The organism is Flavimobilis rhizosphaerae, from assembly GCF_014852685.1.
GTDB classification, from domain to species: Bacteria; Actinomycetota; Actinomycetes; order Actinomycetales; family Cellulomonadaceae; genus Flavimobilis; species Flavimobilis rhizosphaerae.
The window spans coordinates 500,819-527,597 of record NZ_JACZDF010000002.1; the positions used below are offsets into that span (position 1 = coordinate 500,819).

Sequence of the window (26,779 nt, forward strand, 5' to 3'; positions counted from 1 at the left end):
CCGACGGCATCTCTCACCGCGCGGACACGCGCCATCGTGCCACGAACCTCACCCGCCGTGCAGGCCGGTCCGCGCCATGTGACCACGCCAGATGGCAGACTGGCCGCCATGAAGGAACGCGTCCTCGTCGTCGACGACGACACCGCACTGGCGGAGATGATCGGCATCGTGCTGCGCTCGGAGGGCTTCGAGCCGTCCTTCTGCGCCGACGGCGACGGTGCGCTTGCGGCATTCCGTGCCGCCAAGCCCGACCTCGTGCTCCTCGACCTCATGCTGCCGGGCAAGGACGGCAACGAGGTCTGTCGGCTCATCCGCGCCGAGTCGGGCGTCCCCATCATCATGCTCACGGCGCGCACCGACACGGTCGACGTCGTCCTGGGCCTCGAGGCCGGGGCGGACGACTACGTCTCCAAGCCGTTCAAGCCCAAGGAGCTCATCGCGCGGATCCGCGCGCGGCTGCGCCGCAACGAGGAGGTCGAGGCCGAGCGTCTGACGATCGGCGACCTCGAGATCGACGTCACCGGGCACCGGGTCCTGCGCGACGGCACGGCGATCTCCCTCACGCCCCTCGAGTTCGACCTGCTTGTCGCGCTCGCGCGCAAGCCGTGGCAGGTGTTCTCGCGCGAGGTGCTCCTCGAGAAGGTCTGGGGCTACCGGCACGCTGCGGACACCCGTCTCGTCAACGTCCACGTCCAGCGGCTCCGCTCGAAGATCGAGCACGATCCCGAGCGGCCCGAGATCGTCGTGACGGTCCGTGGCGTCGGTTACCGCGCCGGCTCCTCGGGAGCATGAGCACCGAGCCCGTCGACGCAGAGGCGCCCGTGCGGCTCGGTCCGCTCGGCAGGTTCGTGCAGCGCTGGCGACGCTCGATCCAGGTCAAGGTCGTCTCGACGGCACTCGTCGTCGGGACCGTGCTTCTCCTCGTGCTCGGCGGCTACCTCTCGGGATCCATCCGTGACGGCGTCTTCGACCAGCGGCTCGAGGAGGTCCTCCTCGACTCCGCGCGGACAGCGCAGCAGGCCCAGCTGACGTTCGATACCTCGACGGCGGCGACGTCGACGCAGGTCCAGCTGCTGCTCAACGACATGCTGCCCAAGCTGCGCTCGAGCGGGACGAGCTCACGTGAGGTCGTCCTCCTACGCACCGAGGCGGCCCAGGTGGCGCCGAGTATCGTCGACATCACGACCGCGCAGTCGCTCATCCCGCTCATCAGCGACGAGCTGCGCGCTGCTGTCGTCCGCGGCGAGGGGCAGCTGTGGCAGTCGGTCGCGATCCCGACCGCCGCCGGGTCCGGTCCCGGGATCGCCGTTGGTTCGCTCGTGGAGGTTCCGCTCGCGGGACCGTTCGAGCTCTACTTCGTCTACTCGCTCGCCGCGGAGCAGGACACGCTCGGGTTCATCCAGAGCGTGCTGCTCGTCGGAGCAGCGGCCCTCATCGCGATCCTCGTCGTCATCACGTACGTCTCGACACGGCAGGTCGTCCGCCCCGTCCAGCGGGCGGCGCTCAGTGCCGAGCGGCTCGCCGAGGGGCACCTCGGTGAGCGTCTCGCCGTGCGGGGCAGCGACGAGATGGCGACGCTCGGTCGGTCGTTCAACGAGATGGCCGCGAGCCTCCAGCGGCAGATCGAGCAGATGGAGGCGCTGAGCGCCGTCCAGCAGCGCTTCGTCTCCGACGTCTCGCACGAGCTGCGCACGCCGCTCACGACGATCCGCATGGCCGCCGAGATGATCAACGGTGCGCGGGACGAGTTCGATCCCGTCGTGCGGCGCTCCGCGGAGCTCCTCTCGCTCCAGCTCGACCGCTTCGAGTCGCTGCTCGCGGACCTCCTCGAGATCTCTCGCTTCGACGCGGGTGCGGCGACGCTCGACGCGGAGCACCGCGACGTGCGGGACATCGTCGACCGTGCCGTCGACAACGCGGTCGTGCTCGCTGGGGCGAAGGGCGTCTTCCTCTCGGTCGACTACGAGGACACCCCAGCGCGGGCCGACGTCGACCCGGTGCGTCTCGAGCGCATCGTGCGGAACCTGCTCGTCAACGCGATCGAGCACGCCGAGGATGGCCCCGTCGAGGTGACGGTGGCGTCGGACGCGCACGCCGTCGCCGTCCACGTCCGTGACTTCGGCGTCGGGATGACCGCGGAGGCTGCGTCGCGCGTCTTCGACAGGTTCTGGCGCGCCGACCCGGCGCGGGCGCGCACGACCGGGGGGACCGGCCTCGGTCTCGCCATCTCTCTCGAGGACGCGCGGCTCCACGGCGGCTGGCTCGAGGCCTGGGGGCGTCCAGGGGAGGGCGCCGCGTTCCGGCTCACGCTCCCGCGCCGCGCAGGTATCCGGCTCGTGACGTCGCCTGTGCCGCTCGTCCCCGAGAGCGCCGAGCCGCGGGACCCCGAGCACCACGACCCGAGCAGCGCCCCTGGCGGCTTCGGCGCCGCGTCCGTGCCCGTGCTCACCGACGGCGACGAGGAGGAGTCATGACGGCGTCGAGAGGGCAGCGTGCCCGCACCGCGGTGGTGGCGGCGCTCGCAGCCGCGGCCCTGGCCGGGTGCGTGTCGCTCCCGACGGCTGGGCCGGTCGCGCGTGGCGCGGCCGACACGGTCGACGGGCAGGACCCCATCTACCTCATTATCGACGGGCCGGTCGCCGGCGCGTCGCCCGAGCAGATCGTCCGCGGGTTCGTCACGGCGCAGGCCGCCGGCGCGGTCGACCGCTTCGAGACCGCGCGGACGTTCCTCACGCCCGCGGCCGTCGACGCGTGGGACCCCCGCACCGGCATCACCGTCTATGCGGGTGATCTTGCGTTCGACGACCCGCGCGAGGTCCCGAGCCCGAACACGGCCGAGGGGCAGGACGACGGTGGCGCGACGGACGACCCGTCGCGCACGAGCGGCGCCCCGACCGGGGAAGGAACCGGAAGCGGTACCCAGGGCGTCACGGAGGCGCCGTCGCCCGTGCCGACGTTCGACGTCGCGACGGCGACCCGTCTCGCGCTCACGGGGCACGCCCGCGTGTCGGCGTCCGTCGACGGGGCGGGCCGGCTCACGGAGGCGGACCCGGAGGCGGTCCAGGACGTCCAGGTCGAGCTCGAGCGGACCGCGGAGGGCGAGTGGCGGATCGCCGCCGTCCCGGACGGCCTGCTCGTCTCGCAGCCGAACTTCCGCGCGGCCTACGAGGCGACATCGGTGTACTTCGCGACGACGGACCTCGCGTTCCTCGTCCCCGAGGTGCGCTGGTTCCCGCGTGAGAACCACGCGTCCTACGCGATCTCCTCGCTCCTCGCGGGGCCGTCGACGCTGCTGCGCGACGTCGTCGTCTCGGGTGCCCCGCCGGGGACGACGCTCTCCGTCGAGGGCGTGCGGCCGGACGAGACCGGACGGGTGACGGTCGACCTCAGCCAGCAGGTCCTCGCGGCGGACGAACGGCAGCGGTCGCTCCTCGCCGCACAGATCGACGCGACCCTCCGACCGCTCGGCGTGGCAGGCGTGGACCTCAGGGTGGGAGGGGTGTCGCTCACGGGGGCGTCACCGCTGCAGCTCGAGCGCGACCTGTCGCCCGGAGGCCCGCCCGTCGGGCTGAGGGCCGAGGACTCGGTCCTCGTCCGGCTCGAGGGGCGGGAGCTTGCGCCCGTCGAGGGCGTGGCACCGCTCGAGGGCGTCGACGTCACGGGCCTCGCCTCGTCGGCCGACGGCACTGTCCTCGTCGCGCGGGAGGGCACGTCGCGGATCCTTCGGCTCGCGACGGACGGGGCGCCGCCGACGCCGCTCGTCGAGGGTAAGAACCTCGTCGTGCCGTCGGTCGACCGGACGGGACGTGTCTGGACCGCCGACAGCGGTCACGGCCCGGCGCTCATGGTCCTCACGCCGGGCGCGGACGAGCCGCTGCTGTTCGAGGCCCCGTGGCTCGAGGACACGAGCGTCGTGGCGCTGCGTGTCGCGCGCGACGGCGCCCGTGTCGCGGTCGTCGTCGGGGCGCCGGGGGCCGCGCGGGTCTTCGTCGCAGGCGTCGTGCGCGCCGAGGACGGGACGCCGACGGGGCTCACGACGCCCGTGAGCGGCGGCGCGTCCCTCACAACCGTGACGGACGTCGACTGGGTCGACGAGTCGACGCTCGTCGTCCTCGGCGCACCGCCGGGGGGAGCGCATCTTGCGGCGCACGTCGTCCCGGTCGGAGGGACGAGCGAGGCGATGTCGACCGTCGAGGGCGCCGTGGCGCTCACGGCGGGCCGAGGCCGGCGCGCGGTGTACGTCGAGACGTCGGACGGCGAGGTCTTCGGCCGCGGCGCGACGGGCACGAACTGGACGCCGGTGGTCGCGGGCGTGCGCAGGCTCACGTACCCGGGCTGACCGGCCGACCCCAGCATGGAGAACCGTGCCGGGCATCCACAGGCCGGCGCTCCCAGCTGCTGTCGTACGTGAGGATCTCGGGGTGGACCCGGCTCGGTGGCGACCCTTGGCGCGGCTCGGCGACCTCGTCGTCCCGCTCGCGTGCGCGGGCTGCGGCGCGCGGGGGGTCGTGCTGTGCCTCTCGTGCGTCATGCTGCTCGGAGAACCGCGCCGCTGCGAGCAGGGCGCGCCACGGCTCGACCGGACGGACGGGCTGCCGCCCCTGCCGGTGTGGGCGCTCGCGGCCCTGCGCGGACCCGTGCACGGCCTCGTCGTCGCCTGGAAGGACGGCGGACGGCGGGACGTCGACGCGGCGCTCGCGGAGGTCATGGACAGTGCGGGGTGCACGCTCGCTCGCGTCGTGCGAGCCGCGACGTCCGGCCCTGTCGCCGTCGTGCCCGTGCCGTCGTCGCCGCGTTCGACGCTGCGCCGCGGCTGCGTGCCCGTCGAGGTCCTCGCGGCAGGTCTCGTGCGGGGCCTGCGCGCCGGGGGTGTCGACGCCCGGCGCGACGAGGGCGCGCTGCGACGTCGGGCGTGGGTGCGGGACCAGGCGGGTCTCGGCCGCGACGCACGCGGCAGGAACCTCGCGGGGGCGCTGGTCGCCCGCGCTGGCGACGCGTCGACGCCCGTCGTCGTCGTCGACGACGTCCTCACGACGGGCGCGACCCTCGCCGCGGTGCACGACACGCTCGTCGCGGCGGGGCGCTGCGTGCTCGGCGCGGTCGTCCTCGCGGCGACGCCAGGGACCTAGGTGCTGCGAGCCCGTCGGCGGACGGGATAGGCTCGTCGTGAGCCAGCCCACCTGGATCTCACCCCGGACCATCTGTGCCCGGGCGCCGGACGACGGTGGGGCGACGTACGACTCGTCAAGGAGGTGATCGGACCTCGAGGCCCTGGTGGCCCACCCCCAGACGACAGTCCGCGAGCGTTCCGGAGGGAGCGCTCGCCAGCCCACAACGGAGGCTCACATGGAGATCGCGATCGTCGGCCGGCACACCGAGGTGCCCGAGCGCTTCCGCCGACACGTCGAGGACAAGCTCAGCAAGGTCTCGCAGCTCGCGCCGCGTGCGCAGCGCATCGAGGTCGAGGTGACGGAGGAGAAGAACCCGAGGCTCGCCGACGTGCGGGAACGGGTCGAGCTCACCGTCCGGGACAGGGGACCCGTCGTGCGGGCAGAGGCCGCGGCGGACGACCGCTACGCGGCGCTGGACCTCGCGAGTGCCAAGCTCATGGAGCGCCTTCGCAGGGTGCGTGACCGTCGCAAGGACCACCGCGGCAACATGGTGGCGCCGCCTGTCGACGTCCGGCCGTACTCCGCGGAGCCGCCGGCCGAGCCGGAGGCTCCGGCCGCGCCGCTCGCCGCGGGCGAGGTCTCGGAGTCCACGCTCGGCGACTCTCCTGTGCTCATCCGACAAAAGGTGCACGCCGCCCGTCCCATGACGATCGACGACGCGCTCTACGAGATGGAGCTCGTCGGTCACGACTTCTTCCTCTTCGTCAACTCGGCGACCGGTCGTCCGTCGGCGGTCTACAACCGTCGGGGCTGGTCGTATGGCGTCATCGAGCTTGACGTCTCCGAGTCCGAGGTCACCGCGGACTGACGCCCGGCACGACCGCACGACGGCGAGGCCCCGGTCCCACGGACCGGGGCCTCACCCTCGTCGGGCGGGGGCTGTGCACACCCACGTGTCCGCTGCGGCGATGTCGGTGGCACGTGGTTCGATCGGGGCATGGCGATCACCCGCGAGACGCTCTCCCTCGGCGAGGCCCGTCGTGTCGCGCTCGGCGCGCAGGGCCTGAACCGGCCGAGCGTCGTCGCGACGCCCGGCCTCGGGCCCGCCGCGCTCGCGCGTTCCGTCGCGGGCCGGGGTCTTCTGCAGATCGACTCGATCCAGGTGCTCGCGCGCGCCCATCTCGTGCCGACGTACTCGCGTCACGGTGCGTACGACGTCGCTGCGCTCGAGCGGGCGTCGGGCCGCGGTCCGCGACGGCTCGTCGAGACGTGGGCGCACGAGGCCTCGATCGTGCCGGTGGGCACGTACCCGTTGCTCGCGGTCCGGCGTCGTCGGGCCGAGGAGTACGCGTGGGGCGGCATCTCGTCCGTCGCGCGGACGCACCCGGAGGTCGTCGCGCGGGTGCTCGAGCTCGTCGGAGAGCTCGGCCCGGTGACGGCGGCCGGCGTGCAGGCGGCGATCGAGGACGAGCACCCGCGGGGCGCGCGCACCGAGTGGGGCTGGAACTGGTCGGTCGCCAAGCGCTGCCTCGAGCTGCTCCTCACGACCGGAGGGGTCGCGGTCGCGGGACGGACACCGACGTTCGAGCGCCTCTACGACCTGCCGTCGCGGGTCCTGCCGGCCGAGGTTCTCGCGGCGGAGCCAGACGACGCGACGTGCGTGCGTGGCCTCCTCGAGATCGGTGCGCGTGCGCACGGCATCGGCACCGCGGCGTGCTTCCGCGACTACTTCCGGCTGCGCGGACCTCTCGTCGACGCCGCGTTCGCGGAGCTCGTCGCAGACGGCACGCTGCGGCCCGTGGCCGTGCGTGGCTGGGACGCCCCGACGTACCTCCACCGGGACGCGACGCTGCCCGGGAGCGCGAGGGCGTCGACGCTCGTGAGCCCGTTCGACCCGCTCGTGTGGTTCCGACCGCGGCTCGAGGCCCTCTTCGGGGTCACGTACCGCATCGAGATCTACACTCCTGCGGCGCGGCGCACGTTCGGGTACTACGCGCTGCCGCTGCTCGTGGGGGACAGGTTCGTCGCGCGCCTCGACCTGCGGCTCGACCGCCGTGCGGGGGCGGTCGAGGTCCTCGGGGCGTTCCACGAGCCGGGGCGCGCCCCGGGGACCCGGGAACGCCCGGTGGCGGACCTGCCCGGTGTCGTGCACGCGGAGCTCGCCCGGCTCGGGGCGTGGCTCGGGGCGGAGCGCGTCGTCGTCCCGGAGGACGCGCGCGGCGACCTCGTGTCCGCTCTGCGCGTAGCGCCGTGACACAGGTGTGACCTGGGAGGCCCGTCCGCGCATAGGATGGGCGAGTATGCCGTCGTCGTTCAGGGTGACGGCCTCAACCTCAACGATTCGGGAGTGGCGCGTGGCTGCGATCCTCGAGAAGGTCCTCCGCCTCGGCGAAGGACGCATCCTCAAGAAGCTGTCGGGCGTGGCAGCCCAGGTGAACCGGCTCGAGGACAGCTTCACAGCGCTCTCCGACGAGGAGCTCCGTGAGGAGACGACGCGCTTCCGCGCGCGCCTCGCCGAGGGTGAGACGCTCGACGACCTCATGCCTGAGGCCTTCGCCGCGGTGCGTGAGGCTGCGCGCCGCACGCTCGGCCAGCGTCACTTCGACGTCCAGCTCATGGGTGGTGCGGCGCTCCACCTCGGCAACATCGCCGAGATGAAGACCGGTGAGGGCAAGACGCTCGTCGCGACCGCGCCCGCGTACCTCAACGCGCTCGCGGGCAAGGGCGTCCACGTCGTCACGGTCAACGACTACCTCGCGCAGTACCAGAGCGAGCTCATGGGTCGTGTCTTCCGCTTCCTCGGCATGTCGACGGGATGCATCCTCTCGTCGATGGACCCTGCTGAGCGTCGCAAGCAGTACGCCGCGGACATCACGTACGGCACGAACAACGAGTTCGGCTTCGACTACCTGCGCGACAACATGGCGTGGTCCTCCGACGACCTCGTCCAGCGCGGCCACTTCTTCGCGATCGTCGACGAGGTCGACTCGATCCTCATCGACGAGGCGCGCACGCCGCTCATCATCTCGGGCCCCGCCTCGGGCGACGTCAACAAGTGGTACAGCGAGTTCGCCAAGGTCGTCCGCCGCCTCACCCCGGGCACGGACTATGAGGTCGACGAGAAGAAGCGCACGATCGGCGTCCTCGAGCCGGGCATCGCGAAGGTCGAGGACTACCTCGGCATCGACAACCTCTACGAGTCGCTCAACACGCCGCTCATCGGGTTCCTCAACAACGCGATCAAGGCCAAGGAGCTCTTCAAGCGCGACAAGGACTACGTCGTCCTCAAGGGCGAGGTCCTCATCGTCGACGAGCACACGGGCCGCATCCTGCCCGGCCGTCGCTACAACGAGGGCATGCACCAGGCGATCGAGGCGAAGGAGGGCGTCGCGATCCAGGCGGAGAACCAGACGCTCGCGACGATCACGCTCCAGAACTACTTCCGCCTCTACGGCAAGCTCTCGGGCATGACAGGTACGGCCGACACCGAGGCCGCGGAGTTCCAGGGCACGTACAAGCTCGGGGTCGTCCCCATCCCGACGAACCGTCCGATGCAGCGCATCGACCAGCCTGACCTCGTCTTCAAGAACGAGTCCGGCAAGTTCACGGCGGTCGTCGCGGACATCGTCGAGCGCCACGCCAAGGGGCAGCCGGTCCTCGTCGGCACGACGAGCGTCGAGAAGTCGGAGCTCCTCTCGGAGGCGCTGCGCAAGCAGGGCGTCCCGCACGAGGTCCTCAACGCCAAGCACCACGAGCGTGAGGCGCAGGTCGTCGCGATGGCGGGCCGCAAGGGCGCCGTGACGGTCGCGACGAACATGGCGGGTCGTGGTACGGACATCATGCTCGGCGGCAACGTCGAGTTCCTCGCGCACGATCGCATGGCTGAGCTGGGTCTCGACGCGGTCGAGAACGAGGACGAGTACAACGAGGCGTGGCCGAAGGTCCTCGAGGAGTGCGAGGCGTCGGTCAAGGCCGAGCATGACGAGGTCGTCGAGCTCGGTGGTCTCTACGTGCTCGGCACCGAGCGTCACGAGTCGCGGCGCATCGACAACCAGCTGCGCGGTCGTTCCGGCCGTCAGGGCGACCCGGGCGAGTCCCGGTTCTACCTGTCGATGCAGGACGAGCTCATGCGCCTGTTCTCCTCGGGTCTTGCCGAGTCGATGATGAACCGCGCGGGCTTCCCGGACGACATGCCGCTCGAGTCGAAGATGGTGACGCGCTCGATCCAGTCGGCGCAGACGCAGGTCGAGGCTCGCAACTTCGAGATCCGCAAGAATGTCCTCAAGTACGACGACGTCATGTCGCGCCAGCGCGAGGTCATCTACGACGAGCGTCGTCGGGTCCTCGAGGGCGAGGACATGGGTGACCAGATCCAGCACTTCATCGCGGACGTCGTGGGCGGCTACGTCGACGCCGCGACGGCGGAGGGCGCGCCTGACGAGTGGGACCTCGACACGCTGTGGACAGCGCTCAAGGCGATCTACCCCGTCTCGATCTCGGTCGACGACGTCGTCGAGGAGGCCGGCGGGCGCGAGCTCCTCTCGAGCGAGCTCCTCTCTGCGGAGCTCAAGGGCGACGCGCGCGTCGCCTATGCGACGCGCGAGGCGCAGCTCGGTGCGGAAAACGTGCGCGAGCTCGAGCGTCGCGTCGTCCTCTCGGTCCTCGATCGCAAGTGGCGCGAGCACCTCTACGAGATGGACTACCTCAAGGAGGGCATCGGGCTGCGCGCGATGGCCCAGCGTGACCCGCTCATCGAGTACCAGCGCGAGGGCTTCCAGCTCTTCCAGTCGATGACCGAGGCGATCAAGGAGGAGTCGGTCGCGTACCTCTTCAACCTTGAGGTGAGCGTCGCTCCCGTCGAGGAGGGCGATGAGGTCGCCGATGACGAGATCGACCTCGACGCGCTCGATGCCGAGGCTGAGGAGGCTGCTGCTGCGCGTCCGGCGACGAAGCTCGTCGCCAAGGGGCTCGACGGTCCGGGGCAGCGGGTGCCGCTGCAGTACTCGGCGCCGGGCGAGTCCGGGGAGGCTGAGCAGGCCGGTGCCGAGGGCGGCGCCGTCGGCTCGGGCAACCGTGAGGAGCGTCGTCGGGCGGCGAAGGCGCGCAAGAAGAAGTAACCATGCGCCAGGGGGACTTGGTGTGGTGAAGGGGCGGGGTGCCCGGTCGATGACCGGGGACCCCGCCCCTTCGTCGTCCCTCCTGTGCCCGCGCACAGAGGGCTGCGCACGGTCACAGTCAACGGAAGTGTGGTCACGGTCCTGTAACGGAAGTCTGCCAGCGCTTGTGAGGAGCGCAGTGCCTGCGTCAGACTGTGACCGTTCCCAGTTGGGACGACTGCACGACGGCGCGCAGCACGACGCCGACCGAAGGAGCACCATGGCGACCGAGTGGCCGCTGGGACGCCGCATCGCGTACGGCGCGGACTACAACCCCGAGCACTGGACGCAGGACGTCCGCGACGAGGACCTCGTCCTCATGCGTGAGGCCGGCGTGACGACCGTGACGATCGGGATGTGGGACTGGGCGCTCCTCGAGCCGCGCGAGGGTGAGTACGACTTCGGCTGGCTCGACCGGCTCCTCGACGACCTCCACGCAGCCGGCATCGACGTCGACCTCGGCACCCCGAGCGCCGCGCCCCCCGCCTGGTTCTACGCGACCTACCCCGAGGCCCGCGTCCTCACCCGTGACGGGGTCCCGCTCGGCCCCGGCTCGCGCGGCGCGGCCGCCCCGACGTCGCCGCAGTACCGCGAGGCGTGCGTCCGCATCGCGTCACGGCTCGCCGAGCGCTACGCCGACCACCCGGCCGTCGTCCTCTGGCACGTCCACAACGAGTACGGCGCCCCCGTGTGCGAGGATTTCTCCCCTCACGCCCTCGTTGCCTTCCGCTCATGGCTCGCCGACCGCTACGGCGACCTCGACGGCCTCAACGCCGCCTGGGGCACGACGTTCTGGGGCCAGGTCTACGGCACGTGGGACGAGGTCGGTCTGCCCGGACCGACCGCCTCGATCGGCAACCCGTCCCAGCAGCTCGATTTTGCACGCTTCAGCGAGCACGCGCTGCGCGAGTGCTACATCCTCGAGCGCGACGCGATCCGGGCCCGCGCGAGCCAGCCCGTGACGACGAACTTCATGGCCAACGAGTGCCCCGCGATCGACATGCACGCTTGGGCGCCCGAGGTCGACATCGTCTCGAACGACCATTACCTCACCGCTGCCGACGTCGACGGGCACATCGGGCTCGCGCTCGCCGCCGACCTCACGCGCTCGGCCAGCGGCGGTGCACCGTGGATCCTCATGGAACACTCGACGTCGGCCGTCAACTGGCAGCCCCGCAACGTCGCCAAGCGTCCGGGGGAGATGGCGCGCAACTCGCTCGCGCACGTCGCCCGTGGCGCGGATGCCGTGATGTTCTTCCAGTGGCGAGCCTCGCGCTTCGGCGCCGAGAAGTTCCACTCAGCGATGGTTCCGCACGCTGGCACGAGCTCGCGCGTCTTCCGCGAGGTCGTGGAGCTCGGCCGGGACCTCGCCCGACTCGGCGAGATGCAGGGGACGACGGTGCGCAGCGACGTCGCGCTCCTGTGGGACCAGCAGTCCCACTGGGCGCAAGGTCTCGAGTGGCGACCGAGCGTCGACATGGACGCCCAGGAACGCACCCGCACCTGGTACGAGCAGCTGTGGCGCGACCACCTCACGACAGACCTCGTCCGCCCGACGGACGACCTCGGGCGCTACCGCCTCGTCGTCGCGCCCGCGTCCTACCTGCTCACCGAACAGGCCGCCGCGAACCTCACCGCGTACGTCGCGGGCGGCGGGACGCTCGTCGTCGCGGGCTTCGCCGCGGCGGTCGACGAGACGGACACGGTCCACGCGGGCGGCTACCTCGCCCCGCTGCGCACCGTCCTCGGCGTCCACGTCGAGGAGTACCTTCCTCTCCGCGAAGGTGCCACCGCCGAGGTCGAGTGGGCGCCCGCAGGGGAGTGGCCGACGACGCTCACGAACCGCGTCTGGCAGGAGCACGTCGTCCTCGACGGTGCGGAGGTCGTCGCAACCTTCGCGAGCGGGCCCGGCGCGGGCCTGCCCGCCGTCACGCGCCACGAGCACGGCGCAGGAACCGCCTGGTACGTGCCCGCGTTCCTCGACGTCGACGGGCTCGCCCCCGTCCTCGCCGCCGCCTACGCCGACGCGGGGATCGTCCCGCCCGCACTCCCCGAGGGCGTCGAGGCCGTCACCCGCGTGGGCGACGGCGTCGAGTACACCGTCCTGCTCAACCACACCGACTCCGACGTCGAGGTCCCCGTGGCCGACGCCGGCGCGGTGCACGAGCTGCTCGCCGACCTCCCGGTCGACGGCACCGTGCACCTGGCAGCAGGCGGCCGAGCCGTCCTGCGCGCCACCGTCCCGACTCCCGACCCGCGCGGCTGAGGCCGGCGGGACGATCCCACGGCGCCGTCGCCGACGACGACGCCGCACCACCACCGGAAGGAAGAACCATGCGTACCTCCCGCACCCTGCTCGTCCCGGCCGTCCTGGCCGTGGGCGCGCTCCTCGCCGCCTGCTCGGGCGACCCCGCACCGGGCGCCACGACCCCTGCTCCGTCGGCCTCCACCCCCACGAGCGCCGCCCCTGCCGACGCGACGCTCACCGTGTGGGTCGACGAGAACCGCAAGCCGGCCGTCGAGTCCGCCGCGAAGTCCTACACCGATGCGACGGGCGTGAAGATCGAGACCGTCGTCAAGAACTTCGAGGACATCCGAGCGGACTTCATCGCGCAGGTCGGCACGGGCGAGGGCCCCGACATCACGATCGGTGCGCACGACTGGCTCGGCGCGCTCGTCGAGAACGGTGTCGTCACCCCGGTCGACTTCGCCGACAAGAAGGGTGACTTCATCGGCGTCGCCGTCGACGCCGTCACGTGGGACGGCCAGACGTACGGCCTGCCCTACGCGATGGAGACGGTCGCGGTCGTCCGCAACACCGAGCTCGTCGACTCGACCCCGACGACCTTCGACGAGATGATCGCGAAGGGCCGCGAGGCCAAGGTCACCTACCCGCTGACGATCAACACGAACGGCACGACGGGCGACGGCTACACCTACTACGCCCTCCAGACGTCGTTCGGTGCGCCCGTCTTCGTCCAGAACGACGACGGCTCGTACTCGACCAAGGTCGGCATGGGCGGCGAGAACGGCGCGAAGTTCGCCGAGTGGCTCGGCGCGAACGGCATGGCCGGCGACAAGATCTTCTCGACCGACTTCACGTACGACGTCGCCAACCAGGAGTTCGCGGACGGCAAGGCCGCGTACACGATCGCGGGCCCGTGGGCCATCGCGACGCTCACGGGCAACGGCGTCAAGGTCGCCGTCGACCCGATCCCGTCGGCCGGTGGCGAGACCGCTGCCCCGTTCGTCGGCGTCCAGACGTTCTACGTCTCCTCCGCGTCGAAGAACGCGATCCTCGCGAACGACTTCCTCGTCAACTACGTCGCGACCGACGAGGGCGTCACCGCGCTCCAGGAGGCCGACCCGCGTCTTCCCGCCCTCCGTGTCGTCGCCGACCGCTACGCGTCCGACGCGAACATCGCGGGCTTCCTCGCGCAGGCCGAGGTCGGCGTGCCGATGCCGGCGATCGCTGAGATGGGCGACGTCTGGGACCTCTGGAACGCTGCGTCGTCCGACATCATCGCCGGGAAGGCGAAGGACCCGGCCGCACGCTGGGCCACGATGGTCACCGACCTCGAGGCCAAGCTCGGCTGATCCGACGAGCAGGCGCCCGCCCTCGTGCTCCCGTTCGGGAGCGGGCGCCTGCTCCCCTCATCTCGACCTCACCTCAGGAGGACCCCATGTCGTCGTCACCGCTGACGGCCGACGAGACGCGCACGGACGGCCGGGCACCCCGGCCGCGCCGCGAGTCACCCGCGCGGACGTTCACCTCGATGTCCGGCTACGTCGTCAAGCTCGTGCTCATGGCGCTCGTCAACGCGCTCGGGCTCTTCATCGCGTGGTCCGCGTGGACGGCGGGTTCGTGGCTGCTGCTCGGTGCGAGCCTCGTGCTCCTGGCCGCCGCTGACTGGGTGTACTTCTCGCGACGCACCGTGCCGCTCAAGTACATCCTCCCAGGGCTGCTGTTCCTCCTCGTCTTCCAGGTCTTCACGATGGCCTACACGGGATACGTGGCGTTCACGAACTACGGCTCGGGGCACACACTCACGAAGGAGCGCGCGATCGACGCGCTCCTCATCCAGAACGAGCGGCGCGACCCTGAGGCGCCGTCCTACCCGCTGGCGATCCTCCGCGACGCGGACGGCCAGCTCGGCTTCGCGATCGTCGAGGACGGCACGGTCCGCGTCGGCAACGCCGAGACCCCGCTCGCGGCCGCGCCCGACGCGACCGTCGCCGGGACGCGCGTCACGGCCGTCCCGGGCTGGGACGTCCTCGCGCTCACCGACCTCGTCGGCGACCCCGCGCTGCTCGAGCAGGTCGCGGCGCTGCGCGTCCCCGTCTCCGAGGACGACTCCGCAGGATCGATCCGCACGCAGGACGGCTCGCGCGGCGCGATCTACCGCTCTGCGCTCGTCTACGACGCGGCGGCCGACACGATGACGGACGTCGAGTCGGGCGTCGTCTACCGTCCGAACGACCGTGGCTCGTTCGTCGCGGAGGACGGCACGGCCCTCGGCGTCGGCTGGCGCGTCGTCGTCGGGCTCGAGAACTTCACGAAGGCGTTCACCGACTCCGCGTACGCCGGACCGTTCGCGAAGATCCTCGTGTGGACGTTCGCGTTCGCGATCCTCACGGTGCTCTCGAGCTTCCTCGTGGGACTCCTCATCGCGGGAGTCTTCAACGACCCGCGCATCCGCGGCCAGAAGGTCTGGCGGACGCTCTTCATCCTGCCGTACGCGTTCCCCGCGTTCCTCTCGGCGCTCCTGTGGAAGGGCATGCTCCACTCGAACCCGGACTACGGCATCATCAACCAGCTGTTCTTCTTCGGTCAGCGCATCGAGTGGCTTGACGACCCGACGCTCGCGAAGCTCGCGATCCTCGGCGTCAACCTGTGGCTCAGCTACCCGTACTGGTTCCTCGTGTGCACCGGCGCGCTGCAGTCGCTCCCGGGCGACGTCATCGAGGCCGCGACGATCGACGGCGCGGGACCGGTGCGCATCTGGCGCGCGATCACGCTCCCGCTGCTGCTCGTCTCGACGGCGCCGCTCATCATCTCGTCGTTCGCGTTCAACTTCAACAACTTCACGCTCATCTACATGCTGACGAACGGGCGACCACGCTTCACCGACACGTCGGCGCCGCTCGGGCACACGGACATCCTCATCTCGATGGTGTACCAGATCTCGGGCGTTGCAGGCGGACGCGCCGACTACGGTCTGGCGTCCGCGCTGTCGCTCCTCATCTTCGTCATCGTCGGCGTCGTCTCCGTCGTCGCCTTCCGTCAGACCCGCAAGCTCGAGGAGATGCTCTGATGTCCCAGGCAGCAGCGCCCGAGAGCGCTACGACCCTCCAGCGCTCGACGCGCTGGCCCGGGTGGAAGTACCTGCTCGCGGTGGGCATCGTCGCGTACGCGACGTTCCCGCTGCTCTACGTCCTGTCCGCCGCGTTCGCCGAGTCGGGGACGCTCACGGGCTCGACGAGCCTGTTCACGTCGTTCTCGACGAAGAACTTCGCGGCGCTGTCCGACACCCGCTACTGGCAGTGGGCAGGCAACAGCCTCCAGGTCGCGATCACGACGGCGGCCGGCTCGGTGCTCATGGGCGCCGCGGCGGCCTACGCGTTCTCACGGTTCCGGTTCCGGGGCCGGCGCACGGGGCTCACGACGCTCCTCGTCATCCAGATGTTCCCGCAGATGCTCGCGTTCGTCGCGATCTTCCTCCTGCTCCTCACGCTCGGCGAGATCGTGCCAGCGCTCGGTCTCAACTCGAAGCTCGCGCTCATCTGCGTCTACCTGGGCGGCGCTCTCGGCACGAACACGTTCCTCATGTACGGCTTCTTCAACACGATCCCCACGGAGCTCGACGAGGCGGCCCGCATCGACGGTGCGACGCACGCGCAGATTTACTGGGGCATCGTCCTGCGGCTCACGACGCCGATCCTCGCGGTCGTCGCGCTCCTGAGCTTCATCGCGACGTTCGGCGAGTTCATCCTCGCGCGCGTCGTCCTCACGTCCGAGAAGTCCTGGACGCTTGCGGTCGGCATGTTCACCTGGGTGTCCGACCAGCTCAACGCGAACTGGGGCACGTTCGCGGCCGGGGCCGTCATCGCGGCACTGCCCGTCCTCGTCCTGTTCCTCGCGCTGCAGAAGTACATCGTCAGCGGCCTCACGGCGGGTTCCGTCAAGGGCTGACCTGGCGCCGGCGACCGGCCGCGGCGATCCCGCGCGCCGACCGTGCACGTCCGTTCCACCACAACCACATATCCGCGAAGCCCGGCCGTGGGGGCGGCAACCCCCACGGCCGGCAGGGTCCGTCTGTGCGGACCCCGACGAAAGGAAGCGATGGTGCTACCTCTCGGAGCAGCTGCCCGAAGGGCGGCCGTCGCCACGACGGCCGTGGCAGCGCTGCTCGTCACCCACGTTACCGCTGTAGCGGCCCCGGCCGACGACGGCCCGGTTCCCGCTGGCATCACCGTCGAGAAGGTCGACGGTCTCAGCGAGAGCTTCATCAACGGCGTCGACGTCTCGAGCGTCCTCGCCCTCGAAGCGTCGGGCGTCGTCTTCCGCGACGCCGCGGGGCTTCCCGCCGACCTCTTCGGCACGCTCGCCGACGCAGGCGTCACGTGGGTCCGGGTGCGGGTCTGGAACGACCCGTGGACGGCGGACGGTCACGGCTACGGCGGTGGCAACAACGACGTCGCCGCGGCGGCGGAGATCGGACGCCGCGCGACGGCGGCGGGCCTCGACCTGCTCGTCGACTTCCACTACTCGGACTTCTGGGCCGACCCCGGCAAGTACAAGGCGCCCAAGGCGTGGGCCGGCATGTCGCTCGCCGAGAAGGAGACGGCGACGTACGAGTTCACGCGCGACGCCCTCGAGGCGATCGAGGCGGCGGGCGCTGACGTCGACATGGTCCAGGTGGGCAACGAGACGAACAACGGCGTCGCCGGTGTCACGGGCATGGCGAGCATGGCGAAGATCTTCTCCGCCGGTGCACGTGGCGTGCGCGAGGCCGTCCCGGACGCGAAGGTCGCCGTCCACTTCACCAACCCTGAGCGTGGGACGTTCCCGGGCTTCGCGAAGCAGCTCGCGGACAACGGTGTCGACTACGACGTCTTCGGTGCCTCGTACTACCCGTTCTGGCACGGGACGCTCGAGAACCTCACGTCGACGCTCACCACGGTCGCCGAGACGTACGGCAAGGAGGTCGCCGTCCTCGAGACCTCGTGGGCACGGACCCTCGACGACGCCGACGGGCACGAGAACGTCATCAAGTCGTCATACCCCCAGTACCCGATCTCGGTGCAGGGGCAGGCGACCGCGGTCCGCGACGTCATGGCAGCCGTGAGCGCCGTCCCGGACGGCAAGGGCCTCGGCGTCTTCTACTGGGAGCCCGCATGGCTCCCCGTGGGTCCGGCTTCTGCGCTCGAGTCCAACAAGGTCCTCTGGGAGCGGGACGGCTCCGGCTGGGCCGCGAGCCACGCGGGGGAGTACGACCCGAACGACGCGGGCAAGTGGTACGGCGGCTCGGCGTGGGACAACCAGTCTCTCTTCGCCGACGACGGCAGGCCGCTCGAGTCGCTCAATGTCTTCCGGTACGCACGGACGGGTGCGCTGGCGTCGCACACGCCGCAGTCGGTCGATCCCGTCGAGGTGACGCTCACGGTGGGCGAGCCCGTCGTGCTGCCGTCGCAGGTGACGCTGCGGTATGCGGACCTGACGACCGAGCTCGTCGACGTCACGTGGTCCGGCGCCCAGGAGTGGATCCGCGGCGCAGGCACGTTCCGAGTCACGGGGACGACGGCGTCGGGGATCGAGGCCGTGGCGACGATCACTGTCGCGGCCGCGGTGGCCGAGCACCTCGGCAACCCAGGTTTCGAGGACGGCGTCATTGACCCGTGGACGACGACGGGCGGCACCGTGAAGTGGGGCGGTGGCGACGGTCTCGACGGCACGTGGGCGCTGAACTTCTACTCGGCGTCAGGCGGAGCCTTCGGAGTGGAGCAGACCGTCACGGGCCTGCCCGCGGGCCGGTACACGTTCACCCTGCCGATCCACGGCGGCGACAGCGAGGGCACGCAGGAGGTCTTTGCGACCTCTGAGGGCGTGACGACGACGGCAGCCGCGAGCCTGCTCGGGTGGCAGGTCGTCGACCGGCCCTCGGTCGAGGTCGTCGTCGGGGACTCAGGACGTGCGACGGTGGGCCTGCGCGGAACCCTCACGGCAGGTGGCTGGGCGTGGGTCGACGCGGTGTCGTTCGCCGCGACGGAGCCCACGGGGGTCGACACCTCTGCACTCGCCGCACTCGTCGAACGCGCCGCAGCGCTGCGTGCTGGTGACTGGATGAGCACGTCGTTCGCGCCGGTGAGCGCGGCGCTCGAGATCGCTCACGTCGTCCTTGCGGGCTCTGCCCCGGAGGAGGCTGACGTCCTCGCGGTCGTCGGGATGCTCACCGAAGCGCTCGACGGGCTCGTCGGGTACGTCACCGGGATCTCGGCGACGGTCTCGCGAACGAGCTATGCGTTTGGTGAGGCATTCGACCCGACGACCGTCACGGTGACGGGCACGCTTGCGGCGGGTGGCACGCGCCCGCTCGCGGCCGACGAGTTCACGGTGACGGGCTTCGACGCGCGCACGTCCGGTGCGCAGGACCTCGTGGTCCAGGCGACCGCCGACGTGCCGACGAACTCGGCGACCGCACCGAGCACGACGGTGCGGGTCGTCGTCGGCGCTGAGCCGACGTCGGAACCGACGGAGACGTCGGAGCCTTCGACTGCTCCGCCGACGACTGCTCCGCCGACGACTGCTCCGCCGACGACTGCTCCGCCGACGACTGCTCCGCCGACGACTGCTCCGCCGACGACTGCTCCGCCGACGACTGCTCCGCCGACGACGGCTCCGTCGAAGGTCTCGGTGTCGCTCTCGCTCTCACGGACGCGCCTCGGCTACGGCTCGACGACGAACGCGAAGATCCGCGTCGTCGGCGCGACGGCGGCCCCGTCGGGGATCGTGCGCCTCTACGACGGCTCGCGCCGCATCGCGACGGGACGCCTCGTCGTCAGCGGCCGGACCGGCCGGGTGACGGTGAAGCTGCCGAAGAACCTGGCGGTCGGGACGCACACGCTCCGTGCGGTGTACGGCGGGTCGAGCACGACGGTGTCGGGACGTTCGGCCAAGGTCCGGCTCGTCGTCACGAAGGCACGCCCGTCGATGTCGGCGTCGGTCCGGTCGAACCGTCTCGTCGTCCGTGTCGCGGCCCCGGGCCTGCCGTCGAAGGCGTCCGTGACGGTGTCGGTCAAGGGCCGCACGATCGGGCGGGCGAAGGTCGTCAAGGGCGTCGCCCGGGTGCGGCTCACGAGCCTGCCCGCGGGCAGGCACACGCTGAGCGTCCGGCTTCCGGGCAGCAAGCGCGTGGCTGAGCGCACGCTCAAGGTCAAGGTGTCGGTGTCGAAGAAGCCGACGGTCGTGCGTATGCGCTGACCTGCGGTCGTGTGCAGGGGTGTGCGATCCGCGCGCCCGGCCCCGCCGCCCGGTCACGCGGCGGCGGGGCCTTCCTGCGCCAGGTGACGTGGTGAGCGTGCCTCAGCCCAGCACGAGCGCCGTGACCCGCCAGGCGCCCCGGACGTGCTCGAGGCGCAGGGCTGCGGCCCGGACGCGGTCGAGGTCCTCGACGACGACGGTCGCCTCGGCCGTCCTGTCGTCGACGCGGTGCAGCCGTGCCCGACGGACCCGTGCGGGCCGCGTGGGGTACGGGCCGGCGGCGAGCGTGACCTCGCACCGTCGGGTGACGACGGCGTAGATCTCGGGGGCGAGCCAACGCGTGAGCTGGGCGAGCGGCCGCACCCCGCGCAACGCCTCGACGACAGCCTGGGCGATCGCGCACGCGAGTGCGGTCGGGTCGCCCGGGCGTCCTGCGTCGCGCCCTGGGACGTGCGCGGGGACGGCCTCGCGGAGAGCGCTCGGCGTCCGTTCCCGTGGCGTGGCCGTCGCGGACAACGGCTCGGCGTGCGGCGTCGACGTCCGAGCGGTCGCGGTGGAACGTCCGCGGGGCGAGGGATCGACGTGCGCGACGTGCGGCCGTGCGTGGCGGGCGGGGCTGAGCATGGTCGTCATCGTGTCTCCGGTCGGTCGAGGTCTGTCGTGAGGAAGGCACGGGCGTCGTCGTCGACGGCCGGGAGGTGCAGCCGGGTGCCCGGCTGGAGCTGACGTGGGTCGTCGCCGACGGCGTCGTGGTTGAGCCGGTGGAGGACGGGCCAGGCGGCGACGAGGTCCGCGGGCGAGGCGTCGGGCAGCGCCGCGGCGGTGAGTCCCCAGAGCGTGTCCCCGGGGCGGACGACGACCGTGCGGGCGGCCTCGTCCGGGGTGCCACGCGTCGTCGTGCGCGACGCGGGTGGTTCGGTCGTGACGGGCCAGGCGAGGACCTGGCCGGGGAGGATCCGCGCGTCCGCCGCGACGTGGGCTGGTGCGGCGACGTCGGGGGCGGTGACAACGGCGGAGGCCGGCAGCGGAGCGAGGACGAGCGTCGCCCCGACGGTCCCGACGAGGAGCTTCCGGGCGAGGAAGGGAGCTCGGGAGCGCAGCGCGCGCTCGGCCAGGCGTGCGGTGCGTCCCGGGCCCTCGGCGAGGCACACGAACGCAGCGACGAACGACCAGAACGCCGACCGGACCGCGACGAGCGCGCCGAGGGCACCGACGGCTGCGCGGACGACGGCGCTCGGGTCCGTGTCAGTGCCCGCCCGGAGCGCGTGGACGACCGAGAGGGCAAGGCCGGCCGCGACGGCGAGCAGGACGGCCGCGACGACGATTGCCCGCACGGCGGCGAGCGCCGACCGTCCGCCACGGCGCATTTCGGTGGGCAGCGATGCTGTTTGATGCTGTTTGGTGGGCGTCGGCATGCGTTGATCGAACACCGGGTTGGTCGACCTGTCCACCCGAACGCCGCGATGTGGACGACGCGCGTATCCGTGAGGTCCTCGCTAGCGTGGCCTCATGCGCTGGACGCACCTCATCGCCGACCTCTCCGCCCAGCTCGACGCCGACGACCGGGCCGTCCGCGACGCCGACGTCGCCGAGCTCACGCGCGCCTTCGCCGGCGGCTCGACCCTCGTCGACCGGCTGCGCAGTGCCGCAGGGCACGAGGTCACCCTCCACGTGTGCGCGGGCGACCCCGTGACAGGACGCGTCGAGGACGTCGCTCGCGAGTGGGTGCTCCTCAGCGTCGCGGGGCACCAGGTCGTCGTCCCCCTCCACGCCGTCGACCACGTCCGGGGCCTCGGCCCCGGATCGGCGGGACCCGTCGACGGCGTTGCCTCACGCCTCTCGCTCGGGCACGTCCTGCGGGGGCTCGCGCGCGACCGGACGGTCGTCCACGTGCGCACGCGCCACACGTCCCTCGCGGGGCGCGTCGAGCGGGTCGGCGCCGACCACCTCGATCTCGTCGCGGCCCCTGCGTGGGGCGAGCGCGGCGGCCCGGACGGTGCGCTGAGGACGGTCGTCCCTGTCGGCGCCGTGGTGCTCGTCGCGGACCAGGTGCGCTGAGCGGGTACGCGTCGAGACGCCGGGCGCGGTGCCGGACGCGACGCCCCGGGCCCGGCGCCTGGCCGCGCGGGGCGCTCAGCCCTGGATGCGGGCCTTCGTCTCCTGGTACTTGCGGGCGACGAACTTGTCGAGCTCCGCCACCTCGATGCGCCACTGGCCGCGGCCGCCGATCTGGATCGCCGGGAGCTCGCCCGACCGCACGAGGGCGTACGCCTGGTCGGCGCTGATCGCGAGCTCGGTCGCGACGTCGGCGAGGGTGATGAACCGGGGTGCCATGCGGACATCCAACCATGACGCGCCCCGGTCTCGCGGTCGTCCACAGGCGACCGTTCAGCTTGCGCGTCCCGGTGATCCGGGCAGGATGTCAGCGTTGTCCGTGCGATCGAGGGAGTTCCGTGAACCGTCCAGCCGTCGCCGGTGCACCCGCACCGGCCCTCCGACTGCAGCGTCCCGGGTGGAAGGACCCGCGCCTCGTCGTCGGCGTCCTCCTCGTGGCGCTCTCGGTCGCTCTCGGCTCGTGGACGGTGCGCGCCGCACGCCAGACGGTGCCCGTGCTCGCCGCCGTGACCGACCTTCCGGCCGGGCACGTCCTCGCCGACGGCGACCTGCGCCCGGTCGAGGTCGCGCTCGGCGCGACCGGGGAGCAGTACCTCGGGGACCGCTCGGTGGTCACCGGGACGATCCTCGCGCGGCCCGTCCGGGCGGGCGAGCTCGTTCCCGGGGCGCTCCTCGTCACCCCGCCCGCGGCGGGGCTCCGCACGGTCGCGATCCCCGTCGCGGGTCCGCTGCCGGGCGACGTCGTCGTCGGCGGGCTCGTCGACCTCTGGTACTTGCCGGCGCGTGAGCCGGGCAGCGACGCGGCCGCGCCGAGCGCGGTCGCGCGCGGCCTCGACGTCACGGCGGTGACGGCGGAGACCGGGGCGTTCGGCAGCGGTCTCACCGGCGGGACGACGGTCGAGGTGAGGGTTGCCGAGGCCGAGCTGCCGACGGTGCTGGGCGCGCTCGCCGCCGAGGGCGACCTCGCGCTCGTCGCCGTGGCAGTCGGCTCGACGACGCAGGAGGCGGCGGGGACGGTCGCAGAACCAGCCCCGGCCCCGTCGGCCACCGACGCGACGCCCGCGGCCGAGCCGACCCGGGCGGACCCGTGAGCGGCCTCGCACGCCACCGCGACGTCCTGTGCGCCGTCGGCGCGGACCACGAGGACGTCGTCGCGACCGCGCTCGCCGGCACGGGAGCGCCCGTCCGTCTCGTGCGCCGGTGCGCGCACCTCGTCGAGATGCTCGGACTCCTCGAGTCCGGCACGGGCGAGGTTGTCCTCGTGAGCCTCGAGCGCGCTCCGGGCGACCAGCTCGACCGCGACACGGTCGCGCGGGCGCGCGCGTGCGGCGCCGTCGTCGTCGTGCTCGTCGACGGGACGGACGAGGCCGGAAGCACCGAGGCCGCCCGCGCCTGGGCGCTCGGCGCCGACCTCGTCCTGCCGACCACCCTGCTCGACAACACGCTCGGCGACCGGCTCGGCGCGGCCACCCGCCGCGAGGCCTCGACCGCGCCGGCCACCACGGCCGCCCCGCCGTGCGGAGACGACCTGCTCGGCGCGGACCCGCGCAGGCTCCCCGGGCACGTCGTGGTGGTGTGGGGACCCGCGGGCTCCCCGGGACGCACGACGACCGCGGTGAACGTCGCCGCGGAGCTCGCCGCCCACCAGCCGCGGCAGATCGGCCACGAGACCCCGCGCGTCCTCCTCGTCGACGCGGACTCGCACGCACCCGCGGTCGCGCAGCACCTCGCGCTGCTCGACGAGTCCTCAGGCCTCGCGCTCGCGGTCCGTGCTGCGGGCCAAGGCCGGCTCGACGCCGCGGCCCTCGCGGGGCTCGCCCCGCCCGTCGGCGCGCTCCACGTCCTCACGGGGATCGCGCGCGCCGCACGCTGGCCAGAGCTCTCGGGCACGTCGCTCGACGTCGTGTGGCGCGCGGCGCGCGAGCTCGCTGACATCGTCGTCGTCGACGTCGCTGCGCCGCTCGAGCACGACGAGGCGCTCAGCTACGACACACGAGCCCCCCAGCGCAACGCCGCCACGCTCTCCGCGCTCGCGGCGGCCGACACGATCGTCGTCGTCGGGGGCGCGGATCCCGTCGCGGTGCAGCGGCTCGTCCACGCGCTCGGTGACCTCGGCGAGGTCCCGGCGCTCACCCGCGACCGGGTGCTCGTCCTCACGAGGGCCCGGGCCTCGGTCACGGGAGGTCGGCCCGCAGCCGTGCTCGGTGACGCGCTGGCCCGGTACGCGGGCGTCCGGCCCGACCATGTCGTCCCCGACGACGGAACCGCGCTCGACGCCGCGCTCCTCGCGGGCGGGACGCTCGCGGAGCACGCGCCGGGCTCGCCCGTGCGGCGCGCCTACGTCGCGCTCGCGGACGAGCTCCTCGACCGCCGACGTGAGGCGCTCGCGCGGCACGGCAGCGTCCTCAGCGGCCGCAGCGGTGGTTGACTGGGGACATGCGCATCTACCTTCCCGCCACGCTCGAGCTCCTCGTCGGTGCCCGGTCGGCCGCGGGCGGTCGCACGACGATCGATCTCGCCCCGGGCCGGGCTCACACGGTGACGGCCGCGCTCGCGGCCGCGCTGCCTGACGAGGACCAGGAAGGGCTCGAGTACTCGGCGCACCTCGCGGCCGCGGATGACTCGCTCACGGCGCTCGCTCTCGCGCCCGCCGCGCCTCGGTTGAGGCTCGTCCTCACGCTCGAAGTGCCCGACGACGTCGTCGTCGATGCCGCGGGGGACGCGGCGATCCTCACGCCGAGCGCGGTCGACCTCGTCGCGCCGGTCGAGGGGGCGACGCTCGTGTGCGCGCACGTCGACGAGCCCGAGGCTGCCGCGGACGTCGCGGCGACGCTCGCGGGAGACGACGCCGCGGTCGAGCGCCTCGTCGAGCGTGACCTGCTCTGGTACGACGCGATCGAGATCGCCGACATCCCGCGCTGATCGCCCCGCCCCAGCAGGGATCCGGGCGCCCTGGCGACGATGGTGGTGGCCGCCGCCCTGGCCCGCTTCGGGTGCGCGTCAGGCGGTGCCGAGGTGCTCGAGGAACGCGTCGTGAAGGCGCCCGTTCGTCGCGATCGCGTTGCCGCCGTGCGGGCCGTCGACGCCCGCGAGAGACGTGAAACGCCCGCCGGCCTCCGTGACGATGGGGACGAGCGCCGCCATGTCGTGGAGCGCGAGCTCGGGCTCGGCGGCCGCGTCGACCGCTCCCTCGGCAACGAGCATGTACGACCAGAAGTCGCCGTAGGCGCGCGTGCGCCACACGGTGTCGGAGACCGTGAGGAGGCCGGTGAGCCGGTCGATGTCCTGCCAGCCCGTGAGGCTCGAGTACGAGAACGACGCATCCTCGATGCTGCTCACGCCGGAGACGTGGAGGCGCGTCGCGGCGGACAACGAGCGGCCGGTCCAGGCGCCCGTGCCGCGGGCGGCCCACCAGCGACGCTGGAGCGCGGGCGAGCTCACGAGGCCGACGACGGGCTCGCCGTCGACGAGCAGCGCGATGAGGGTCGCCCAGACGGGGACGCCGCGAACGAAGTTCTTCGTCCCGTCGATCGGGTCGACGACCCACTGGCGTGAGCTGTGGCCGCTCGCCCCGGTCTCCTCCCCGAGGAACGCGTCGCGGCCGCGCGAGCGTGCGAGCAGGCTGCGGACGAGGTCCTCTGCGGCCTTGTCCGCGTCGGAGACGGGGGAGTGGTCGGGCTTCGTCTCGACGCGAAGGTCGAGCGCCTTGAAGCGCGACATCGTCAGGGAGTCGACCTGGTCGGCGATCGCGTGCGCGAGGCGGAGGTCGTCGTCGTACGTAGCCGTCTGGGTCATGTCGCCCACGCTAGCGGGTGCCGCGTGCGCGCGTCGTCGCGGCCCGCCGGGCGGAAACCCGTGCTCAGCGTGACGGGCTACTCGGGGGCGCCCGTGCGCGCAGCGAGGACGCGCCGGAAGGAGTCGAGCCGACGTGCGCGCCACGTGTGCTCGGCCGCATCGTCGGTGACGGCCGCGACCCAGGTGTCGAGCTCGCAGTCGGGAGCGTCCTCGAGGTGCGTGCATCCGCGGGGGCACTCTGCGGCGGCCTCGGCGAGGTCGTCGAACGCGGCGAGGATCGTCGCGGGTTCGACGTGCGCGAGCCCGAAGGACCGGACGCCAGGGGTGTCGATGACCCAGCCGTCGCGGTCGGGCAGCCGCAGCGCGACGGCGCTCGTCGACGTGTGCCGTCCTCGGCCCGTGACGTCGTTGACGCGCCCGGTCGCACGCGCTGCTCCCGGGACGAGCGCGTTGACGAGCGTCGACTTGCCGACGCCCGAGTGGCCGACGAGCACGGACGTGCGACCGCGCAGGCGGTCGCGGACGGCGTCCGCCGCGGGCACTCCGCCCGCGTCGTCGCGCCGCGTGACGACGACCTGGACACCGAGGGGCTCGTAGAGCGCCAGGAGCGCGTCCGGAGACGCGAGGTCCGACTTCGTCAGGCACAGGAGGACGTCCATGCCGGCGTCGTACGCGGCGACGACGCATCGATCGATCATGCGCGGCCGGGGCTCGGGGTCGGCGAGCGCGGTGACGACGACGAGCTGGTCGGCGTTCGCGACGACGATGCGCTCGTACGGGTCGGTGTCGTCGGCCGTTCGCCGGAGCACCGAGACACGCTCGGCGATGCGGACGATGCGTGCGAGCGAGCCGTCGTCTCCGCTCGTGTCGCCGACGACGTCGACCGCGTCGCCGCACACGACACGCGAGCGGGTGAGCTCGCGCGCCTTCATCGCGGTGACGATGCGCTCGTCCGGACCGTCCTCGTCGAGCAGGAGCGTGTAGCGCCCGCGATCGACGCCCGTGACGAGCCCGCGCTCGGCGTCCGCGTGCTCGGGCCGCTGCTTGGTGCGCGGGCGCGAGCCGCGGCGGGAAGGGCGCGCGTGGAAGTCCGACTCGTCACGCTGCCGCGGGCTCACGCG

The 26,779-nt window shown here is 72.4% G+C and carries 21 protein-coding genes; 16 read left to right on the plus strand and 5 right to left on the minus strand.

Going from position 1 to position 26,779, the window contains the following annotated elements:
• Positions 1–108: 108 nt before the first annotated feature.
• The 12 genes from mtrA to IGS67_RS05610 all read left to right on the plus strand — a co-directional run bounded on the left by mtrA (position 109) and on the right by IGS67_RS05610 (position 19,748).
• A complete protein-coding gene (gene mtrA / locus IGS67_RS05555) occupies positions 109–792 on the plus strand; it encodes an MtrAB system response regulator MtrA (protein WP_192278644.1) in 684 nt (227 codons plus the stop codon).
• Positions 789–2,474 (plus strand): MtrAB system histidine kinase MtrB, encoded by a 1,686-nt coding sequence (gene mtrB / locus IGS67_RS05560; RefSeq protein WP_192278646.1) that lies wholly within the window; start codon positions 789–791, stop codon positions 2,472–2,474. The genes mtrA and mtrB overlap by 4 nt, the downstream gene beginning before the upstream one ends.
• A complete protein-coding gene (locus tag IGS67_RS05565) occupies positions 2,471–4,339 on the plus strand; it encodes an LpqB family beta-propeller domain-containing protein (protein WP_192278648.1) in 1,869 nt (622 codons plus the stop codon). The genes mtrB and IGS67_RS05565 overlap by 4 nt, the downstream gene beginning before the upstream one ends.
• Before the next feature lie 82 nt (positions 4,340–4,421).
• Positions 4,422–5,129: a ComF family protein gene (locus IGS67_RS05570; protein ID WP_192278650.1), complete on the plus strand. Its 708-nt coding sequence runs from the start codon at positions 4,422–4,424 to the stop codon at positions 5,127–5,129.
• Between the two features lie 217 nt (positions 5,130–5,346).
• Complete coding sequence (gene hpf, locus IGS67_RS05575; RefSeq protein WP_192278652.1) at positions 5,347–5,979, plus strand: ribosome hibernation-promoting factor, HPF/YfiA family; 633 nt, start codon at positions 5,347–5,349, stop codon at positions 5,977–5,979.
• A 129-nt stretch (positions 5,980–6,108) separates the two neighbouring features.
• Complete coding sequence (locus tag IGS67_RS05580) at positions 6,109–7,365, plus strand: winged helix-turn-helix domain-containing protein (RefSeq protein ID WP_192278654.1); 1,257 nt, start codon at positions 6,109–6,111, stop codon at positions 7,363–7,365.
• 100 nt (positions 7,366–7,465) lie between these two features.
• A complete protein-coding gene (gene secA, locus IGS67_RS05585; RefSeq protein ID WP_192278656.1) occupies positions 7,466–10,228 on the plus strand; it encodes a preprotein translocase subunit SecA in 2,763 nt (920 codons plus the stop codon).
• A 259-nt stretch (positions 10,229–10,487) separates the two neighbouring features.
• Positions 10,488–12,533, plus strand: coding sequence for a beta-galactosidase (locus IGS67_RS05590; protein ID WP_192278658.1), 2,046 nt, complete (start codon positions 10,488–10,490; stop codon positions 12,531–12,533).
• 68 nt (positions 12,534–12,601) lie between these two features.
• On the plus strand, positions 12,602–13,864 hold the full coding sequence (locus tag IGS67_RS05595) for a sugar ABC transporter substrate-binding protein (RefSeq protein WP_192278660.1): 1,263 nt from the start codon (positions 12,602–12,604) through the stop codon (positions 13,862–13,864).
• Positions 13,865–13,950: 86 nt separating this feature from the next.
• Complete coding sequence (locus tag IGS67_RS05600; protein WP_192278662.1) at positions 13,951–15,582, plus strand: ABC transporter permease subunit; 1,632 nt, start codon at positions 13,951–13,953, stop codon at positions 15,580–15,582.
• Entirely contained in the window at positions 15,582–16,460 is an 879-nt protein-coding gene (locus IGS67_RS05605) for a sugar ABC transporter permease (RefSeq protein WP_192278664.1), read from the plus strand. The genes IGS67_RS05600 and IGS67_RS05605 overlap by 1 nt, the downstream gene beginning before the upstream one ends.
• Positions 16,461–16,613: 153 nt before the next feature.
• Positions 16,614–19,748: a glycosyl hydrolase 53 family protein gene (locus IGS67_RS05610; protein ID WP_328741668.1), complete on the plus strand. Its 3,135-nt coding sequence runs from the start codon at positions 16,614–16,616 to the stop codon at positions 19,746–19,748.
• Between the two features lie 102 nt (positions 19,749–19,850).
• Here IGS67_RS05610 and IGS67_RS05615 read toward each other — a convergent pair whose 3' ends face one another.
• Positions 19,851–20,381: an Rv3235 family protein gene (locus tag IGS67_RS05615; protein WP_192278669.1), complete on the minus strand. Its 531-nt coding sequence runs from the start codon at positions 20,379–20,381 to the stop codon at positions 19,851–19,853.
• Entirely contained in the window at positions 20,378–21,163 is a 786-nt protein-coding gene (locus tag IGS67_RS05620; protein ID WP_192278671.1) for a LysM peptidoglycan-binding domain-containing protein, read from the minus strand. Before IGS67_RS05620 ends, IGS67_RS05615 begins: the two co-directional genes overlap by 4 nt.
• 94 nt (positions 21,164–21,257) lie before the next feature.
• Here IGS67_RS05620 and IGS67_RS05625 point away from each other — a divergent pair, with 94 nt between their 5' ends.
• Positions 21,258–21,806 carry a hypothetical protein gene (locus IGS67_RS05625; protein ID WP_192278673.1) on the plus strand — a complete coding sequence of 183 codons (549 nt, stop codon included), beginning with the start codon at positions 21,258–21,260 and terminating at the stop codon, positions 21,804–21,806.
• A gap of 75 nt (positions 21,807–21,881) precedes the next feature.
• Here IGS67_RS05625 and IGS67_RS05630 read toward each other — a convergent pair whose 3' ends face one another.
• The gene (locus IGS67_RS05630) at positions 21,882–22,082 is read right to left on the minus strand and encodes a helix-turn-helix domain-containing protein (protein WP_102509214.1); all 201 of its coding nucleotides are present in this window, start codon (positions 22,080–22,082) and stop codon (positions 21,882–21,884) included.
• 119 nt (positions 22,083–22,201) lie between these two features.
• Between IGS67_RS05630 and IGS67_RS05635 the strand changes: the two genes are divergently transcribed.
• The 3 genes from IGS67_RS05635 to IGS67_RS05645 are packed head-to-tail and all read left to right on the plus strand — an operon-like array spanning position 22,202 to position 24,785.
• Positions 22,202–22,954 (plus strand): SAF domain-containing protein, encoded by a 753-nt coding sequence (locus IGS67_RS05635; protein ID WP_192278675.1) that lies wholly within the window; start codon positions 22,202–22,204, stop codon positions 22,952–22,954.
• Positions 22,951–24,291: an AAA family ATPase gene (locus IGS67_RS05640; RefSeq protein WP_192278677.1), complete on the plus strand. Its 1,341-nt coding sequence runs from the start codon at positions 22,951–22,953 to the stop codon at positions 24,289–24,291. The genes IGS67_RS05635 and IGS67_RS05640 overlap by 4 nt, the downstream gene beginning before the upstream one ends.
• A gap of 8 nt (positions 24,292–24,299) precedes the next feature.
• On the plus strand, positions 24,300–24,785 hold the full coding sequence (locus IGS67_RS05645; protein WP_192278679.1) for a DUF6912 family protein: 486 nt from the start codon (positions 24,300–24,302) through the stop codon (positions 24,783–24,785).
• A gap of 78 nt (positions 24,786–24,863) precedes the next feature.
• Here IGS67_RS05645 and hisN read toward each other — a convergent pair whose 3' ends face one another.
• Both hisN and rsgA read right to left on the minus strand, forming a co-directional pair.
• Positions 24,864–25,658, minus strand: a complete 795-nt coding sequence (hisN, locus tag IGS67_RS05650; protein WP_192278681.1) for a histidinol-phosphatase — start codon at positions 25,656–25,658, stop codon at positions 24,864–24,866.
• Positions 25,659–25,735: 77 nt separating this feature from the next.
• Complete coding sequence (gene rsgA, locus IGS67_RS05655) at positions 25,736–26,776, minus strand: ribosome small subunit-dependent GTPase A (protein WP_192278683.1); 1,041 nt, start codon at positions 26,774–26,776, stop codon at positions 25,736–25,738.
• Positions 26,777–26,779: the final 3 nt, after the last annotated feature.